Here is a 16973-nt window from a genome sequence, read left to right as displayed (position 1 = left end):
TACGCTCAGGAGCATGAAGCGCGCGCTGATCGTGGTCGATGTCCAGAACGACTTCTGCGAGGGCGGATCGTTGCCTGTTGACGGCGGCGCCCAGGTCGCTCACGACGTCGGCGTGCTGCTTCACCACTGGAGCCGGCAGGACCCGGAGTCGCCGGACTATGCCCACGTGGTGGCCACCAAAGATCACCACGTCGACCCCGGGGAGCACTGGTCCCGCGAGCCGGACTTCGTCGACTCCTGGCCGGTGCACTGCCGGGTGGGCACCGAGGGCGAGGCGTTCCATCCCAACCTCGACCCGCAGCCGTTCGACGCGATCTTCCTCAAGGGCGAGCACCAGGCGGCGTACTCCGGCTTCGAGGGCGAGGACGCCTCCGGAGCCGGGCTGGCCGACTGGCTGCGCCACCACGAGGTGACCGAGGTCGACGTATGCGGGATCGCGACGGACTACTGCGTGCGCGCGACGGTGCTGGACGCGGTGGCTGCGGGCTTCTCGGTCCGTCTGCTGACCGACCTGTGCGCGGGTGTGGCTCCGGGCACCACCGAGGCCGCCTTGGTGGAGATGGTGGCCGCCGGTGTCACCGTCACCTGACCGCCTCGGCGCTCAGCACCAGCGGGTCACGATCTCCCGAAGCACCTTGGCGTAGCGGGCAGTGCCCACTCCCAGCGCCTTGAACTCCTTGCCGGTCAGCGTCTTGGAGTCGAGGATGCTGTTCGTCACCAGCACATGGGCGGCACGGCCCCGCACGAGCGCATGGTCGCCCAAGGCAAGCGCCTCGAGTGCACGGGCCGCTGCTTCCGGGGGCGGCTGCGAGTAGAGCGTCACCGAGTGCGCGGCGAATCCGTCGAATTGGCCGGCGAACTCGTCCGCGTCGGCCACCACCTGCCGCAGCTCGTCGACGGTGAACACGATCGTCGGCACCTCGAAGCCCCGGTCCGCCGCGAACGCGTCCTCGAGCGTGGCCGCCACCTTCTCGACCGAGCGCATCCGGCTCGTCAGCCGGACGTTGCCGGTGTTGATGTAGGTCGCGACATCGGTGGCACCGACCGACTCCACGGCCTCCTTGATCGCCTCCTTGGGGAACTTCCGGGTCGGCCCCAGGTTGATTGCGCGCAGGAAGGCGACGTAGGTCGGCATGGGGTGATTGTCGCGCATTCCGGTCTCACGCCGGCTCCAGTCGTGGAACCCTGATCGAGCAGTCGACCCAGGAGTGACCCCGTGGATGAGCCGACCCAGACCCTGGAGGGCAGGTCCAACCTGTCCTGGTCGAGGCGCGCCCGCCGGGTCTCGGCTATGACCCTGGTCGCCCGGGCCCGCCGCTGATCTTGGGCATCATCGTGCTGTTGCTGGCGCCGGTGGTCTGGTTTGGGCTCACCGCGAAGGCCGCCATCACTCACCTGGATCTCGAACACACCGGGATCATCGGCAACCGCGAGCCGGTCCTGCTCTACGAAGGCTCGACCTACCTGTTCGCCACCGAGGCCCAGCAGGCCGGCAAGCGTGACTGCGTGGTCCGGCTGCGCAACGGCCCGCAGATCTCGGTGAGCTCGGTCGGCGTTACCGAGGCGGGCGACGCGGTGATGTGGGGTGAGGACGCCTACGTGCCGCGCGGCAGCTTCTACACCGAGACGACCGGGCAGTACATCGTCAACTGCCCGCGTGCTGGCGCCACCCTGTTGTCGGTGCCGATCAAGGGCACCACCAGCGAGCTCGGGCTCGAGCTGGGCAAGGGTCTCCTGGCCGGCGGACTCGTGGGCCTGCTCGGGCTGTTGATGATCATCTTCCGGCGCAAGAACCCGCGCGAGCGGCGCTACTAGCCACCGCTTCCATCGGTCTCGGCGAGGCGTCGGCCTTGCCGACGATCCGGCCCCACAATGGAGCCGTGGACCTCACGAACATGTTCCGGGTGTTCGGCGGGGACCTGCTCGAGGTCGTGATACTTGGACTTCCCGCTGCGGTAGTCATCGTCGGCGTCAGATGGCTCATGCTACGAACAAATCGTCCCCAGAGGCAGGCGCTCCTTGATGCTGTGCTGGAAGCCGGCATCGTGCTCAACGTGGGAGCAGTCGCGTCGATCACGCTGATGCCCGAGCCGTACACCGAAGTTCAGAAGCGAGTGGTCTGGGAGCCGTGGACAAGCGACCTTGCCTATGGTCCCGAGCGCGTCCAGGTGATCGGCAACCTCATCTTGCTGGCGCCGCTTGTCCTCTTCCTGCTTTTGCGGCTGCGCCCCAGCCGCCGCCTAGCCGTCGGAGTCACCTTGTCGGTCGCCCTTCCGCTCGCTATCGAGTTGGGGCAGGCCACGATCATTGCCGGACGCGTCGCTTCCATCGAGGATCTGATCCTCGGTGCAGCCGGAGGCCTCCTGGGCACCGGAGCTGCTGCCGCGCTAGCGCCACGGCTGGAGCGATGGGCTACACCACAGGCGGTCCCGGACGACTACAGCTACGGCACCGTCAGCCGCTGATGTGGTGCAGCATCCTTGTCGCATCGTTGCTGCTCAGGGCCGACCTCGGCAGCGACCGCTGAACTCTGCTGTGCGTTGCGCACCGGAGAGGCGGCGCTACTGGGCGCGGCTGCGGGCTGCCCACTCACGTAGGCGGGTGATGCGGGCGGTGAGCTGCTCGGCCGAGGCCACGGCCGCAGCTGGCCCGCCGCACTCCTTGCGCAGAGCGGCATGGGTGACGCCATGCGCCTGTCCGGTGCGGTGGTGCCAGGCGGCGACCAGGCCGTTCAGCTCGCGGCGCAGGGTGGCCAGATGCTCGTGGGCGGTGACCTCGGCGACGTCCGGGACGACCGGCCCCTGCGGACGGGCCCGCTGCCGCTGACGTCGGTGCAGCAGCTCGCGGACCTGGTCGGGCTCGAGCAAACCGGGGATGCCGAGGAAGTCCATCTCCTCCTCGGAGCCGACGTGCACCTCACCCTCGTGACCGAAGCTCGCGCCGTCGTAGAGCACGTGGTCGAAGGTGGCGCTCGACCCGAGCGCCTCGAAGGGCAGGCCCTCTTCCCCGTCGACGGCGCCGGTGTCGGCCAGGGCCCGCGCCAACAGCTCGTCTTCGGCAGCGAAGATGTCCGCCTCGTCGGTGATCGGGCGACCGAGCGCATGGTCGCGCTCAAGCTCCATCTCGGCGGCGTACCCCAATAGCGTGGACACCGACGGCAAGAACACCGAGGCGGTCTCTCCCCGGCGTCGGGCTCGGACGAACCTGCCGACGGCTTGAGCGAAGAACAGTGGCGTCGCGGTCGTAGTGGCGTAGACCCCGACCGCCAACCGCGGGACGTCGACGCCCTCGGAGACCATCCGCACGGCGACCATCCAGCGCTGCTCGCCCTCGGTGAACGCCGCGATCCGCTTCGACGCGGCCTTCTCGTCGGAGAGTACGACGACCGGCGCCTCGCCGCTGATCCGCTTGAGAAGCGCAGCGTAGGCCCGTGCGGAGTCCTGGTCGGAGGCGATCACCAGGCCACCGGCGTCGGGAACATGGCGGCGCACTTCGGAGAGCCGGGTGTCCGCAGCTTCGAGGACGGCCTGGATCCAGGAGCCGGCCGGATCGAGGGCTGTGCGCAGCGCCTGTGCGGTGAGGTCGCGGGTGAGCGGCTCGCCGAGCCGAGCGGCCACCTCGTCTCCGGCCCGGGTGCGCCACTGCATTTCCCCGGAGTAGGCGAGGAACAGCACCGGTCGGACGACCTGGTCGGCGAGCGCGTCGGCGTACCCATAGGTGTAGTCCGCCACCGAGCGCGACACCCCGTCCGGCCCGGGTGCGTAGGTGACGAACGGGATCGGGTTGACGTCGGAGCGGAAGGGCGTGCCGGTCAGGCTGAGCCGGCGGGCGGCCGGGCCGAACGCCTCCAGCGTGCCCTCGCCCCACGACAGCGCATCGCCGGCGTGGTGCACCTCGTCGAGGATGACCAGAGTCTTGAAGCGCTCGGTCCGGATCCGCATGGCCAGCGGGTTGACCGCCACCCCGGCATAGGTGACCGCCACGCCGACGAAGTCCTTGGCCGTCCGGCCCTGCCCGGCAGAGTAGGTCGGGTCGATCGGGATGCCGGCCCGAGCCGCCGCCTCGGCCCACTGGACCTTGAGGTGCTCGGTCGGCGCCACGATGATGATCCGGTCGACGATCCGCCGACCGAGGAGCTCGGCGGCCACCGTGAGCGCAAAGGTCGTCTTGCCCGCCCCGGGCGTCGCGACCGCGAGGAAGTCACGCGGCGAGTCGGTCAGATAGCGCTCCAGTGCCGCCGCCTGCCACGCGCGCAGCGACCCGGCCGTGCCCCAAGCCGCCCGGTCCGGCCAGGCAGGTGAGAGAGGGACGGCGTCATGCCGTCCCGTCATCCGTCGGAGCCCTCGCCATCTCCGGGCTTGAGCGACTCCCAGATCTCCTTGCACTCCGGGCAGACCGGGAACTTCTCCGGCGCTCGGCTCGGCACCCACACCTTGCCGCACAGCGCCACGACCGGCGTGCCCATCACCATCGCCTCGGTGAGCTTGTCCTTCGGCACGTAGTGCGAGAACTTCTCGTGATCGCCATCCTCGGTCGGCAGCGTCCGCCGGTCCTCCAGGGTCTCGGTGCCGGGCGCGAATCCGATGGTGGGGTTGCTCACCGGGTCAGTGTAGGCCGACGGGACGGGGTCTCCGCGCAGGCTGCGCCGGGCATCCCGCATCGTCGAGGTCTGAGGCCGTGGTTGCGGTCCCGGGGGTTGCGGTCGGTGTGCGGGTGCGGCGTCCGGGCCGGCACAGGGGCCCCGCGCGCCAACCACCCCTGCGACCAGAGCTGCGCCAGCGACGGGATGGGTGCGTCGATTGGGCTGAAACTGCATCCCGCCCCGTCTCCCGCGGTGCTGTGGTGGCCCTGACCCAACTCCCGCGGTCCTATGGTGGCTGAGGACCCGGAATACGAGGCACTTTGCCACGACAAGACCGCGGCAGACGCAAGAAGACCGCAGTAGATCGCGCGACCGCGAGCGAGAAGCGCCAGCAACCCGGCTGCCAGGCACGACCAAGAGCGGCGCTCATCCGGCGTAGCTGCCATGTCGGCCGGAACCACCTGCGGCCAGCAACCCGACCGCCACTTGCACAGAGTTGTCAGTTCAGGTTCGGGTCGTGGGGGCGTGTCGAGTGCCAGGCGAGCTCACCGGGTTGGCGGCGCAGGACCTCACGCCACAGATCGGTGGGGTCGGCGCGGAAGACGTCCGGGGCGAGGGCGGGCACGACGTACCAGCTCCCCTCGTCGACCTCGGCCTGCAGCTGACCGACGCCCCAGCCGGCGTAGCCGGCGAAGATCCGCATGCCGACGAGCGAGCCGTCGACCAGCTCGACCGGGGTGTCCAGGTCCACCAGGCCCAGGCGGCCCGCAACCTCACGGAAGCCGACCGGCGCGTCGTCGGGAGTGCGCAGCATCCCGACGGCCAGCGCGCCCTCGGTGCTGACCGGTCCACCACGGAAGAGCACCTCTGGCTCGCCGACCACGCCTCCCCAGCCCTCGAGCACCTCGGCGACCGGCACCGGGGAGGGCCGGTTCAACACAACGCCGAGCGCGCCGTTCTCGTCCACGTCGAGGAGCAGCACGACGGTGTCGGAGAAGTTGGGGTCGAGCAGGGCCGGCGTGGCTACCAGCAGCATCCCGGCGCTGAGGTCGCTCATGGTCACATCATGGCAGGACCGCAGCCGGTGCCACTTCTTGGTGATGCGGTGCTACTTCTTGGTGATGGTGAACCCGCCGCCGTCGATGGGGACCAGCTCGAGCCAGGTGTGCCCAGCCGGGACGGTGAGGTCGCCGGCCTTGTTGCTCAGCGTGACGGTGCCGTCCAAGCCGTCCTTGTGCCACTGACACGGCACCATCCGACCGCCGTGGAAGAGCTGGCAGACGCCGTCGCCCTCGAACTTCGTCTCCGGCACCGGGTTGCCGGCAGGGTCGAGATAACCGGCGTCGCCGACCTTGACGTGCAGCACCAGCACAGTGTCAGCGGGAAACTGCTGCCCGGCATCCGCGTTGCTGTTGGTGTTGACGTACTTCCCGCCCTGATAGGACCACTCGGTGCGATGGCCACCGGAGAAGTTCGCCGTGAACGCGCTGGCGGGCTTGCCGCGCGGCAGATCCCCGGCGTCCCCCCAGGGGAGGTACTCCGGTGGCGTCGCCGCCTTGGTCTCGGCCTGCTTGGCGACCTTGCTCAGGTCGGCGAAGAGGTTGTACGGCGCGACGCGGCTCTCCTCGCGGTAGATGCCGGCGGCGCCCTCGGCGAAGAACGGGATGCCCGCCGACTTGATGATCGAGATGGTGCGCGCGGCAGCGCCGCTGGTGACCACCGAGGCGTCCACCGGCGAGACGATCCCGACGTCACTGGCTCGCATCGACCGGACCGGGCCAACCTGGTCGGGGATGTCGGAGTAGTAGAAGACAGCCAGCCGGGTCAGCCCGCCCTCGACCAACTCCTCGACCACCATGTCGGCATGGTCGAGCCCGATCTGGGGGCTGCTGGAGGTGGTGTTGTCGATCTTGGTGACCAGCACCGGATGCTTGAGTGCCACACTCTCGCCCGCCTTGGCCTGCAGGCCGGTCAGCGGCCAGATCTGCGGTGGCGCGTCGGGGCTCTTGGTCGGCGAGGTCGACGGGCTCGTGGGCTCGTCCTTGCTGCACGCGGCCAGCGCGAGGCTGGCGGCGAGCAGGCCGATCAGGGCGAGACGTCGCACGGAGGCTCCAATCATGCAAGGCGCTGTAGCGCTCGTTCGAGGGGATGCCGTCCAGTGTGGATGGTGGCTGGCGGTCGGGCGGGCAGGCGCGCCCAAGGCTCGGTTGCCGGGCTTGACTCAGACCAGCGTCGAGCCGCCGTCGACATAAAGCGTCTGGCCGGTGATGTAGGACGCCTCGTCGCTGCACAGGAACGTCACGGCCGCCGCGATGTCCTCGGGGCCGCCGACCCGTCTCACCGGGTTGTGCTCGGCGCTGAGCCGGCGGAACTCCTCGACATCCAGTCCGAGTCGCGTGGCCGTCGCGTCGGTCATGTCGGTGGCGATGAAGCCGGGGGCGACGGCGTTGACGTTCACGCCGAGCGGGCCGAGCTCGATCGCCAGCGTCCGGGTGAAGCCCTGGAGCCCCATCTTCGCGGCGGAGTAGTTGGCCTGTCCGCGGTTGCCGAGGGCGGAGGTGCTGGAGGTGTTCACGATCTTGCCGTACTTCTGGGCGACGAAGTGCTGCTGAGCGACGCGGGACATCAAGAAGGCGCCGCGCAGGTGCACCGACATCACTGTGTCCCAGTCGTCCTCGGTCATCTTGAACAGCAGGTTGTCCCGCGTGACACCGGCGTTGTTGACCAGGATGTGCAGGCCACCGAGTGCCTCGACCACCCGAGCCACCGCGGTCGCGACCGAGTCGGCATCGGCGACATCGCAGCCGATCCCGATCGACTGACCGGGCAGGCGGCCGGCCGCCTCTGTTGCCGCCGCCTCGTCCAAGTCGAGGATGGCCACGGAGGCACCCTCCTCGGCAAACCGGCTGGCGGTGCCGAATCCGATGCCGCGCGCCGATCCGGTGACCAGCGCGACGCGTCCGTCGAAGCGACCCATGGCTCCTCCTGCCCTCAGGTTGTCGAACCGAGCCTAGAGTCCGGCAACGTAGACCTTCCGCAGGGGGCTGGTGATCGACCACGTCGTCTGCTCCCCCGCGTGCAGGCGTACGGCGACGCCGGGCGACAGCTCGACCACGGAGCCGTCGGCGAACCGCACCTGCCCGGAGCCCGACAGCACGATGAAGATCTCGTCGGCCTCGGTGTCGCGCGCGGTGCCCTCGGTCATCTCCCACACCCCGACCTCGACGCCGTGCGCGCCCGCCAGCACACCCAACTCTCTGGTCGCGGTGGTCGGTGACCCTTCGTCGACCTCGTCGGCGGGCAGCGGTTCGTGCTCCAGCGGAACGGCGAGCAGGTCCTCACCCAGGCTGCGGTCGGTCATCGTGCGTCTCCCTCCATCACCGCGTGCAGACGGGCAGCGTAGTCGGCGGCCTCCTCGGCTGAGGCGTATCTCGTGCGTGGCCAGAAGAAGCCGCGCAGCCCGTCGCCCTTGGTGCGCGGGACGACGTGGCAGTGCAGGTGCGGCACGGACTGCGAGACAGTGTTGTTGAGCGCGACGAAGGAGCCCTGCGCCCCGAGCCCGTCGATCATGGCGGTCGCCAGCCGCTGCTGCCAGACGACCCAACCGGAGTGCAGCTCCGGTGGCAGGTCGGGCAGAGTCACCAGATGGGTGCGCGGGATCAGCAGGACGTGGCCCTTGAAGACTGGATGGTTGTCCAAGAAGCCCACAAAGTCGTCATCGGCGAGCACGATGTCCGCGGCCGTCTCTCCCGCGGCGATCGCGCAGAACAGGCATCCGTCACTCACCAGGTCACCGTAGCCTGACCCGCGGACGCCGAGGTCGCGCAGATAGTCGGCCATCCAACTTTCTCCCGTAGGCTGACCCCATGACAGCCGAGCGCGACCCGATCGCCGAGGCCCGGAGCCAGTGGGTCGGACACGGCTGGGAGGACGCCGCCGACGGCATGGTGATGGTGACCTCGCTGGTGCGCGCCCAGCAGCTGCTCATGGAGCGGCTCGATGCGGTGCTCCGGCCCCTCGGGCTGACCTTCGCACGCTACGAGCTGCTCCGCCTGCTCTCCTTCACCCGCACCGGCGCGATGCCGATGAGCCGGCTCGGCTCGCTGCTGCAGGTCCATCCGACCAGCGTGACGAGTGCGGTGGACCGGTTGGTGGCCCAGGGGTACGTCGAACGGCTGCGCCGCGAACAGGACCGCCGCGTCGTGCTCGCGTCGATCACGCCGAGCGGGCTTGAGGTCGTGGAGCAGGCGACCGAGGGCCTCAACGCCGAGGTCTTCACCTCCCCCGGGCTGACGGCCCAGCAGGTCACTGATCTGGCCGAACTGCTGGGTGCTCTCCGCGCGGCGGCAGGCGACGTGGTTGCTCAGCCGATCCGATGAGTGATCGGTTTCGCGAAATATCTGGATGTCCTACTATTGACGGATGGCCACCCCTCCGCGCCGTCTGCATGTGCCCCACCATCCGGTCCGGTTCGTGACCGCTGCCAGCCTCTTCGACGGTCACGACGCGTCGATCAACATCATGCGGCGGATCCTGCAGAGCCAGGGTGCCGAGGTGATCCATCTCGGGCACAACCGCTCCGTGCAGGACGTCGTCGAAGCCGCGCTGGAGGAGGACGTGCAGGGCGTGGCGGTGTCGTCGTACCAGGGCGGCCATGTGGAGTACTTCGAATACCTCTCCGAGCTGCTGGCGCAGGCCGGTGCGGGACACGTGAAGGTCTTCGGTGGTGGCGGCGGGGTGATCGTGCCCGACGAGATCGAGCGACTGGGCGAGGCCGGGGTGACCATCTTCTCCCCCGCCGACGGTCAACGGCTCGGCCTGTCCGCGATGGTCAACACCATGGTCGAGGCCTGCGACCTCGACCTGTGGGCGGGCCGGGGAGTGAGTGCGGAGGCCGTCCTCGGCGGTGAGCGGGCAGCGCTGGCACGCGCCATCACCGGGGCCGAGACGGGCCATCTGGACGAGGAGTTCCTGGCGACCATTCGGGCCGCGGCGGCTGCGCGGACGGTCCCCGTGCTGGGCATCACCGGCACCGGCGGCTCCGGCAAGTCCAGCCTGACCGACGAGCTGGTCCGCCGGTTCCGCACCGACCAGCAGGACAAACTGCGCATCGGGGTCGTCGCCGTCGACCCGACCCGGCGCAGAGGTGGCGGGGCGCTGCTGGGTGACCGGATCCGGATGAACTCCCTCGACGGCGACCGGGTCGGCTTCCGCAGCCTGGCGACGCGGGGTCAGCGCGAGCTGCCCGACAGCCTGCCCGACGTGATCGCGCTGCTCCAGACCGCCGGACACGACCTGGTCATCGTCGAGACGCCGGGCATCGGCCAGGGTGATGCCGCGATCGTCCCGTTCGTCGACCTGAGCCTGTATGTCATGACACCCGAGTTCGGCGCGGCCTCCCAGCTGGAGAAGATCGACATGCTCGACTTCGCCGACGTGGTGGCGATCAACAAGTTCGAGCGCCGCGGCGCGATGGACGCGCTGCGCGACGTCGGTCGTCAGCTGGTCCGCAACCGGGAGGCGTTCGGGCAGCGGCCGGACGACATGCCGGTCTTCGGCACCTCCGCGGCGACCTTCAACGACGACGGCGTCACCGCGCTCTACCAGCACCTGCGTGGCCTGCTGGCCGAGCGAGGACTGACGCTCGACGAGGGGACACTTCCCCACGTCGACGTCCGGCACTCGTCTGGCATCGCCCAGGTGGTGCCGGCCCAGCGGGTGCGCTACCTCTCCGAGATCGCCGAGACGGTGCGCGACTACCACACCCGGACCGTCGAGCTCGCCGAGCAGGCCCGCCGCGTGCAGCGACTCGACGCGGTGGCCGCGGAGCTTGCCGACGCCGACGCCGGCGACGTTCCACGCCTGCTCGATCAGGTTCGCGCCGAGCTCGACCCGGATGTCGCGGCCCAGCTCGCCGACTGGCCGCGGGTGGTCGAGTCCTATTCCGGGGACGAGCAGGTCGTCCGGGTCCGCGACCGGGAGATCCGCACCGCGCTGACCAAGGAGTCCCTCTCCGGCTCACGGATCCCGCGCGTCGCGCTGCCGGCGTACGCCGACCACGGCGAGCTGGTCTCGTTCCTACGCCGGGAGAACCTGCCCGGCTTCTTCCCGTTCACCGCGGGCGTCTTCCCGTTCAAGCGCGACAACGAGGACCCGGCCCGGATGTTCGCCGGCGAGGGCGACCCGTTCCGCACCAACCGCCGCTTCAAGCTGCTCTCGGAGCACGCGCCAGCCAAGCGACTCTCGACGGCGTTCGACTCGGTCACGCTCTACGGCAACGATCCCGCTCCGCGGCCCGACATCTACGGCAAGGTCGGCACATCCGGGGTCTCCGTGGCGACGTTGGACGACATGAAGGCGCTCTACGACGGCTTCGACCTGACCTCTCCGTCGACATCGGTGTCGATGACCATCAACGGACCGGCGCCGACGGTGCTGGCGTTCTTCCTCAACACCGCCATCGACCAGCAGGTCGACGCCTTCCGCGAGCGGGAGGGCCGCGAGCCGAGCGGGACCGAGCGCGCCGAGCTGACGTCGTACACCCTGCAGCACGTGCGCGGCACCGTGCAGGCCGACATCCTCAAGGAGGACCAGGGTCAGAACACCTGCCTGTTCTCTACCGACTTCAGCCTGAAGATGATGGGCGACATCCAGGAGTGGTTCATCGAGCGCGGGGTCCGCAACTTCTACTCGGTGTCGATCTCCGGCTACCACATCGCCGAGGCCGGGGCGAACCCGATCAGCCAGCTCGCCTTCACCCTCGCCAACGGGTTCACCTACGTCGAGTCCTACCTCGCCCGCGGCATGGACATCGATGACTTCGCGCCCAACCTGTCCTTCTTCTTCTCCAACGGGATGGATCCGGAGTACTCCGTGATCGGCCGCGTCGCCCGCCGGATCTGGGCGCTCGCGATGAAGGAGAAGTACGCCGCAGGCGAGCGGTCCCAGAAGCTGAAGTACCACATCCAGACCTCCGGCCGTTCACTGCACGCGCAGGAGATGGACTTCAACGACATCCGCACCACGCTGCAGGCGCTGATCGCGATCTACGACAACGCCAACTCGCTGCACACCAACGCCTACGACGAGGCCGTCACCACGCCGTCGGCTGAGTCGGTGCGACGCGCGCTGGCGATCCAGCTGATCATCAACCGCGAGTGGGGCTTGGCCATGAACGAGAACCCGCTCCAGGGCTCCTTCATCATCGACCAGCTCACCGATCTGGTGGAGGAGGCGGTGCTCGCCGAGTTCGACCGGATCACCGAGCGCGGCGGCGTGCTCGGTGCGATGGAGACCGGCTACCAGCGTGGCCGGATCCAGGACGAGTCGATGCTCTACGAGCAGCGCAAGCACGACGGTTCGCTCCCGATCGTCGGGGTGAACACCTTCCTCGACCCCGACCCGCACGAGGAGCACCGAGTCGTCGAGCTGGCCCGCGCCACCGAGAAGGAGAAGCGCTCCCAGCTCGATCGAGTCGAGAGGTTCCGAGAGATCCACCGCGAAGAGGCCCAGGTCGCCCTGGCCCGCCTCAAGGAGTCCGCGGTGGCCCACGAGAACGTCTTCGCCGTCCTGATGGACGCCGCGCGGGTCTGCTCACTGGGTCAGATCACCGAGGCGTTCTTCGAGGTCGGCGGACAGTATCGCCGCAACGTCTGAACCCCTCGGATCCGGTCAGGGCCTGCGTGGGAACTGGGTGAAGTCGGGCTTACGCTTCGCCTTGAACGCCTCGCGGCCCTCCTGGGCCTCGGCCTGGCCGTAGAAGAGCAGGTTGGCGTCGTGGGCCAGCTGCTGGATCCCGGCGTAGCCGTCCTCGTGGGCGTTGAAGCTCAGCTTGGACAGCCGCAGCGCCCACGGTGAGAGCTGGAGCATCTCTCGGCACCACGTCACCGTCTCGGCCTCGAGGTCGGCCAGCGGGACGACGGCGTTGACCAGGCCCATCTCGAGTGCTTGCGCGGCGTCGTATTGCCTGCACAGGAACCAGATCTCCTTCGCACGCTTGGGGCCGACCAGGTCGGCGAGGATCGAGGCGCCGTAGCCGCCGTCGAAGGAGCCGACCTTGGGACCCACCTGACCGAATCTCGCGTTGTCCGCGGCGATGGTCAGATCGCAGACCAGGTGCAGCACGTGCCCGCCGCCGATCGCCCAGCCGGCCACCATCGCGACGATCGGCTTGGGACAGCGGCGCATGGCCACGTGCAGATCGGTGACGTGGAACCGGCCGGTCGCCGCGGCATCGGTCTGATAGCCGCTGTCCCCCCGGACCCGCTGGTCGCCTCCGGAGCAGAACGCCTGTTCGCCCGCGCCGGTGAGGATGATGACCCCGATCGACTCGTCCTCCCGGGCGATGGTCAGCGCCTCGGAGACCTCGATCAGGGTCTGCGGCCGGAAGGCGTTGTGCACCTCGGGCCGATTGATGGTGATCTTGGCGATGCCGTCCTCGGTCGTCTCGTAGACGATGTCGTCGTAGCTCCCGAGGGCCTGCCAATCGATCCCGGTGACGGTGTCCATGGGCGTCATTGTGCCGGGTGTGATCGGCCTCCTCCGCGCGGGGCAGGCGGCCCGTGTCTAGACCGGCTAGCAGCAGAAGGTAAAGCCCTCCCGGATTCCGCCACGACGACCCCGCTCACCGGGTTTGCATGTGGGCACGCGACAACGAGGAGGCAGCGTGACCACCCCGACCATCCGCACAAGAGTCGGCCTGACGGTCGTTACGGCCGTGATCGTCGGCGGCCTCCTCAACCCGGTTGGTTTCACCGCTGCCGACGCTGCCGGGTCTACGTCAAGCACTTCCTCGAAGCCCACCCTCGTCAACGGGGAGTTCGACAACGGCACCCAGGGATGGCAGACCAACCGCAAGCGGCAGGTCTTCACCACGGTGCGCCAGGGCGCCGACGGGCACTCCGGGCGGCTGAGCATGGCCAAGCCGGGCCGGATGCTGCTGAAGACGACCACGCCCGCGGTCGCCGCGGCGAGCACCGCGGCGACGTACGTCGTCACCGCTCGCGTCCGCGCCACCAGCTCCCCGGTGTCTGGTCACCTGCGCGTCCGCGAGCTCGCGGACGGCTCCTGGAGCAAGCAGCACGCGATCGCCTTCCGGGCGACCAGGAGGTGGAAGGTGGTGCGACTCGCCGTGGATCCCACCAGCGCCGCTCCCCTCCAGGTTGCCGTCGTGGGTCTGGACATGCGCCCCGGTGGGACCGCCCTGCTGATCGACCGCGTGCGGATGACGACCACCGACGCGGACCTCGACACCCCGCCGACCCCGACCGGGTGCGTGGAGAGTCCGATGGGGATCCCGCCGACCGGTCAGACCTATCTGGGTGGTGCGGTGAACGGCACCTCGGACCTGACCACCCGGGAGAAGCAGCTGGGCCAGCGGCTGGCGCTGCACCGGACCTACTTCAAGAACTACGCCTTCGACAAGGCGGTCAAGCAGGCCAAGGCCGATCTTGCCGCCGACCGGCTCCCCTGGATCAGCTTCAAGGCGCCGTTGAGCTGGGAGCAGATGGCCGCCGGCGACGGCGACGCCTGGATCACTCAGCTGTCCGACGCCCTGGCGACCGTGCCAGGCCCCGTCTGGCTCGCGGTGCACCACGAGCCCGAGGGTGACGGCGACATGGCCGAGTGGACCGCGATGCAGCGCCGGATCGCCCCCATCGTGCATGCGCGGACCGATAACGTGGCCTACTCGGTGATCTACAGCGGCTGGAACACCTACGGTGGCGGCAAAGACACCGTCGCGAGCAAGTGGCCCGGCGACGCCAACGTGGACATCTTGGCGATCGACGCCTACAACGACTACGGCGTCAAGCGTGGCGGCCATGTGGGCACCACGACCCTCGACCTGTCGACGTACTTCACGAAGATGTCGGCCTGGGCGAAGGCCCACAACACCGCGTGGGCCCTCGGCGAGACCGGCCAGTCATCGGCGGCCTCGGCCGTCGACCCCGACTGGATCGCGCGCAGCTATCAGTCGATGGTCGAGCTCGGCGGCGCCGGCTTCTCCTACTACGACTCCTCGGCCAACTCGGCCGCGGACTGGACCCTGGACGACAGCGCCAAGTTCGCCTCCTTCCACAGCCAGCTGCCCGCCTCCGCGAGGCTCTGCTAGGCGTCAGCCGAGCGAGGAGTCGAGCAGCGCGACGATCGGCCAGGCGATGTCAGAGCTGGTGCCGAGCACGGTCCAGGTCAGCCCCCGGCTAGGGTCGTGCCAGGTGCAACAGGACACGCCCGCGTCGGAGCCGACCAGGTAGGCGCCGGGGCTCTCACGCTCCAGCCAGATGCCCAAGCCGTAGCACGCCCGGTCCTCCCCGATGTCCGTCGAACGCCGTCGAACCATCTCGCGCACCCAGGACTCGGGCACGATCTCACCGGCGAAGAAGCTCTGCCAGAGCCGGTGCAGGTCGGCGAGCGTGGTGTGTACGCCGCCGTCGCCGCTGCCGCGAACCGGCAGATGCAACACGTTGGTGCGCAACCCGTCCCGATGCAGGTAGCCCTTGGCCACGTCTCCGGGCAGCTCGTCGTTGCGCAGGAAGTCGGTGTCTGCCAGTCCCGCCGGTCGGCACACCCGATCGGTGACCAGCTGGTGATAGCTCACCCCGGCCACCCGCTCGGCGATCAGAGCGAGGACGACGAAGCCCCCGTTGCAGTAGGAGAACTCCGACCCCGGGGCGAACTTCTGGGGGTGCCCCTCGAGGGCAGTCAGGAAGTCCTCGGTGGTCGCGAACTGGTGCACGGGCACCGGCATGACGTAGTCGTTGGTCGCCACCTCGTCCTCGTCGAGGTAGTCGCCGATCCCCGATCGATGGGAGAGCAGATGCTCGACCGTCACGGCGTCGTCGATCTCGGGCAGGTCCTCACCCAGGATCGATCGGACTGCAGTGTCCAAGGTGAGCTTGCCGTCGGCGATGAGGCTGATCACCACCATCGCGGTGAGGCCCTTGGCGATGCTGGCCACGCCGAATCTGGCCTCGAGGGTGATCGGCACCCCCAGGGCGCGGTCGGCGAGGCCGAACGCCGAGGCGTACTCGACGGCACCGGCGCGGTCGACCCGCACCACGCCGGAGAACCCATGCTCGGCGGCCAGGCCAGCCACTGGGTCGGCCAGGGTCGCTGCGGACACAGGCACCTCACCGTCGAAAGTTGAGTGGAGCTGGGGGGAATCGAACCCCCGTCCTCGAGCGTCGAACCAGGTCTTCTCCGGGCGCAGTGAGTGAGGTCGTCTTCTCAGCCCCGGCGCTCGCACTCACACGTCGCCGACGGGCTCAGTCACGAAAGAGTCCCGCTCACCCCTCGCGACAGGAGATGAGCAGCAAGCCTTCTAGATGAGGCCTGGGTCCGGGACGAAGGCGGATGCCCGGTCAGACCCTTCGATCACCGCAATCAGGCGGCGAGAGCGAAGTCAGTGCGCTTAGCGTTGGCACTTATGGTTTTCCAGCGATCGTTAACGAGATGGCGCTGGCTCCTCGACCCGCTTCCCCTGGAACTAACGTCCCAAGTCGAAACCGATCAGCCCCTCTTGAGTTGTGTCCGGTGAGTCTACCGGTCTCAACCGACACCGCACGACTTGTTATTCCGCCTGCTCATTCCATGCCCTTGAGCCGCCGACCGATGGCCTGCTCCTTCTCGCGGTTGGCCTGACGCTCGGCGAGCGCATGGCGCTTGTCGTAGGTCTTCTTGCCGCGAGCCAGGGCGATCTCGACCTTCGCGCGGCCGTCCTTGAAGTAGAGCGAGAGCGGCACCAGGGTGTAGCCCTTGTCGCCCACCTTCCGCTCGATCTTGCTGATCTCGGAGCGATGCAGCAACAGCTTCCGCTTGCGGCGGGCTGCGTGGTTGGTCCAGGTGCCTTGGGTGTACTCCGGGATGTGGACACCGAGCAGCCACATCTCGTGATCGTCGACCTCGGCGAATCCGTCGACCAGGGACGCCCGACCCGCCCGCAGCGACTTCACCTCGGTGCCGGTCAACACCAGACCGGCCTCCCAGGTGTCCTCGATGAGGTAGTCGTGCCGCGCCTTCTTGTTCTGCGCGACGAACTTGCGCCCCTGCTCCCTGACCATGCGGGGATTCTCTCATCCTGCATAGCGGCCAGCCGGACAGGCAAACGACGAACGACGGCGCGGCGCCAAGCGCGAGCAGCGGTCAAGCCACCTCGTTTGCCTGTCCGGCTGGCCTGTGGATAGACGTTCGCGCCACGCGGCGCGGAGCGCCACGCTGGTTGGGTGAGGGTGGAGCAGGCATTGCAACAGTTGGGCGGGATAGCCACTGCTGCCCAGCTCGGAGACTTGACCTCACGTCGGAAAGTCCGCACAGCGGTGGCGGCAGGGAGAGTCGTCATGCTCCACCCCGGCCGCTACGCACTTCCCGAGCTCGCCCGAGCACGACAAGACGC

General features: G+C 68.8%; 17 protein-coding genes and 1 other RNA gene. 6 read left to right on the top strand and 12 right to left on the bottom strand.

The window, feature by feature from the left end:
- The first annotated feature begins 13 nt into the window (after nt 1-13).
- A complete protein-coding gene (locus QM714_RS19470) occupies nt 14-589 on the top strand; it encodes an isochorismatase family protein (RefSeq protein ID WP_415102988.1) in 576 nt (191 codons plus the stop codon).
- A 12-nt stretch (nt 590-601) separates the two neighbouring features.
- On the opposite strand, the gene QM714_RS19465 is transcribed toward QM714_RS19470, so the two are convergent.
- On the bottom strand, nt 602-1135 hold the full coding sequence (locus QM714_RS19465) for a DUF1697 domain-containing protein (RefSeq protein ID WP_415102987.1): 534 nt from the start codon (nt 1133-1135) through the stop codon (nt 602-604).
- 206 nt (nt 1136-1341) lie between these two features.
- Between QM714_RS19465 and QM714_RS19460 the strand changes: the two genes are divergently transcribed.
- Both QM714_RS19460 and QM714_RS19455 read left to right on the top strand, forming a co-directional pair.
- Nucleotides 1342-1815 carry a hypothetical protein gene (locus tag QM714_RS19460; RefSeq protein WP_415102986.1) on the top strand — a complete coding sequence of 158 codons (474 nt, stop codon included), beginning with the start codon at nt 1342-1344 and terminating at the stop codon, nt 1813-1815.
- A gap of 80 nt (nt 1816-1895) precedes the next feature.
- Nucleotides 1896-2465, top strand: a complete 570-nt coding sequence (locus tag QM714_RS19455) for a VanZ family protein (protein WP_415102985.1) — start codon at nt 1896-1898, stop codon at nt 2463-2465.
- Nucleotides 2466-2561: 96 nt separating this feature from the next.
- On the opposite strand, the gene QM714_RS19450 is transcribed toward QM714_RS19455, so the two are convergent.
- The 7 genes from QM714_RS19450 to QM714_RS19420 form a co-directional block, all read right to left on the bottom strand.
- Complete coding sequence (locus tag QM714_RS19450; protein ID WP_415102984.1) at nt 2562-4331, bottom strand: DEAD/DEAH box helicase; 1770 nt, start codon at nt 4329-4331, stop codon at nt 2562-2564.
- The gene (locus QM714_RS19445) at nt 4328-4600 is read right to left on the bottom strand and encodes a DUF3039 domain-containing protein (RefSeq protein WP_415102983.1); all 273 of its coding nucleotides are present in this window, start codon (nt 4598-4600) and stop codon (nt 4328-4330) included. The genes QM714_RS19450 and QM714_RS19445 overlap by 4 nt, the downstream gene beginning before the upstream one ends.
- 481 nt (nt 4601-5081) lie before the next feature.
- On the bottom strand, nt 5082-5639 hold the full coding sequence (locus QM714_RS19440) for a YqgE/AlgH family protein (protein WP_415102982.1): 558 nt from the start codon (nt 5637-5639) through the stop codon (nt 5082-5084).
- Between the two features lie 51 nt (nt 5640-5690).
- Entirely contained in the window at nt 5691-6701 is a 1011-nt protein-coding gene (locus QM714_RS19435) for a DUF3048 domain-containing protein (protein WP_415102981.1), read from the bottom strand.
- A 102-nt stretch (nt 6702-6803) separates the two neighbouring features.
- On the bottom strand, nt 6804-7559 hold the full coding sequence (locus QM714_RS19430; RefSeq protein ID WP_415102980.1) for an SDR family NAD(P)-dependent oxidoreductase: 756 nt from the start codon (nt 7557-7559) through the stop codon (nt 6804-6806).
- Nucleotides 7560-7592: 33 nt separating this feature from the next.
- Nucleotides 7593-7943, bottom strand: coding sequence for a cupin domain-containing protein (locus QM714_RS19425; protein WP_415102979.1), 351 nt, complete (start codon nt 7941-7943; stop codon nt 7593-7595).
- The gene (locus tag QM714_RS19420; protein ID WP_415102978.1) at nt 7940-8422 is read right to left on the bottom strand and encodes an HIT family protein; all 483 of its coding nucleotides are present in this window, start codon (nt 8420-8422) and stop codon (nt 7940-7942) included. Before QM714_RS19420 ends, QM714_RS19425 begins: the two co-directional genes overlap by 4 nt.
- A 26-nt stretch (nt 8423-8448) precedes the next feature.
- Between QM714_RS19420 and QM714_RS19415 the strand changes: the two genes are divergently transcribed.
- Both QM714_RS19415 and icmF read left to right on the top strand, forming a co-directional pair.
- The gene (locus tag QM714_RS19415; protein ID WP_415102977.1) at nt 8449-8961 is read left to right on the top strand and encodes a MarR family winged helix-turn-helix transcriptional regulator; all 513 of its coding nucleotides are present in this window, start codon (nt 8449-8451) and stop codon (nt 8959-8961) included.
- 43 nt (nt 8962-9004) lie between these two features.
- Complete coding sequence (gene icmF, locus QM714_RS19410; protein WP_415102976.1) at nt 9005-12238, top strand: fused isobutyryl-CoA mutase/GTPase IcmF; 3234 nt, start codon at nt 9005-9007, stop codon at nt 12236-12238.
- A gap of 15 nt (nt 12239-12253) precedes the next feature.
- On the opposite strand, the gene menB is transcribed toward icmF, so the two are convergent.
- Entirely contained in the window at nt 12254-13090 is an 837-nt protein-coding gene (menB, locus tag QM714_RS19405; protein WP_415102975.1) for a 1,4-dihydroxy-2-naphthoyl-CoA synthase, read from the bottom strand.
- A 157-nt stretch (nt 13091-13247) separates the two neighbouring features.
- On the opposite strand from menB, the gene QM714_RS19400 reads away from it, so the two are divergent.
- Entirely contained in the window at nt 13248-14693 is a 1446-nt protein-coding gene (locus QM714_RS19400; protein ID WP_415102974.1) for a cellulase family glycosylhydrolase, read from the top strand.
- A 3-nt stretch (nt 14694-14696) separates the two neighbouring features.
- Here QM714_RS19400 and QM714_RS19395 read toward each other — a convergent pair whose 3' ends face one another.
- The 3 genes from QM714_RS19395 to smpB form a co-directional block, all read right to left on the bottom strand.
- The gene (locus QM714_RS19395; protein WP_415102973.1) at nt 14697-15704 is read right to left on the bottom strand and encodes a serine hydrolase domain-containing protein; all 1008 of its coding nucleotides are present in this window, start codon (nt 15702-15704) and stop codon (nt 14697-14699) included.
- Nucleotides 15705-15726: 22 nt separating this feature from the next.
- Nucleotides 15727-16098, bottom strand: a transfer-messenger RNA (tmRNA) gene (gene ssrA, locus QM714_RS19390).
- Between the two features lie 66 nt (nt 16099-16164).
- Nucleotides 16165-16641: an SsrA-binding protein SmpB gene (gene smpB, locus QM714_RS19385; protein ID WP_415102972.1), complete on the bottom strand. Its 477-nt coding sequence runs from the start codon at nt 16639-16641 to the stop codon at nt 16165-16167.
- Between the last annotated feature and the right edge of the window lie 332 nt (nt 16642-16973).

Origin of the sequence: Nocardioides sp. (assembly GCF_047602075.1) — a bacterium.
Taxonomy (GTDB): domain Bacteria; phylum Actinomycetota; class Actinomycetes; order Propionibacteriales; family Nocardioidaceae; genus Nocardioides.
This window is presented reverse-complemented; position numbering and strand designations above follow the sequence as displayed.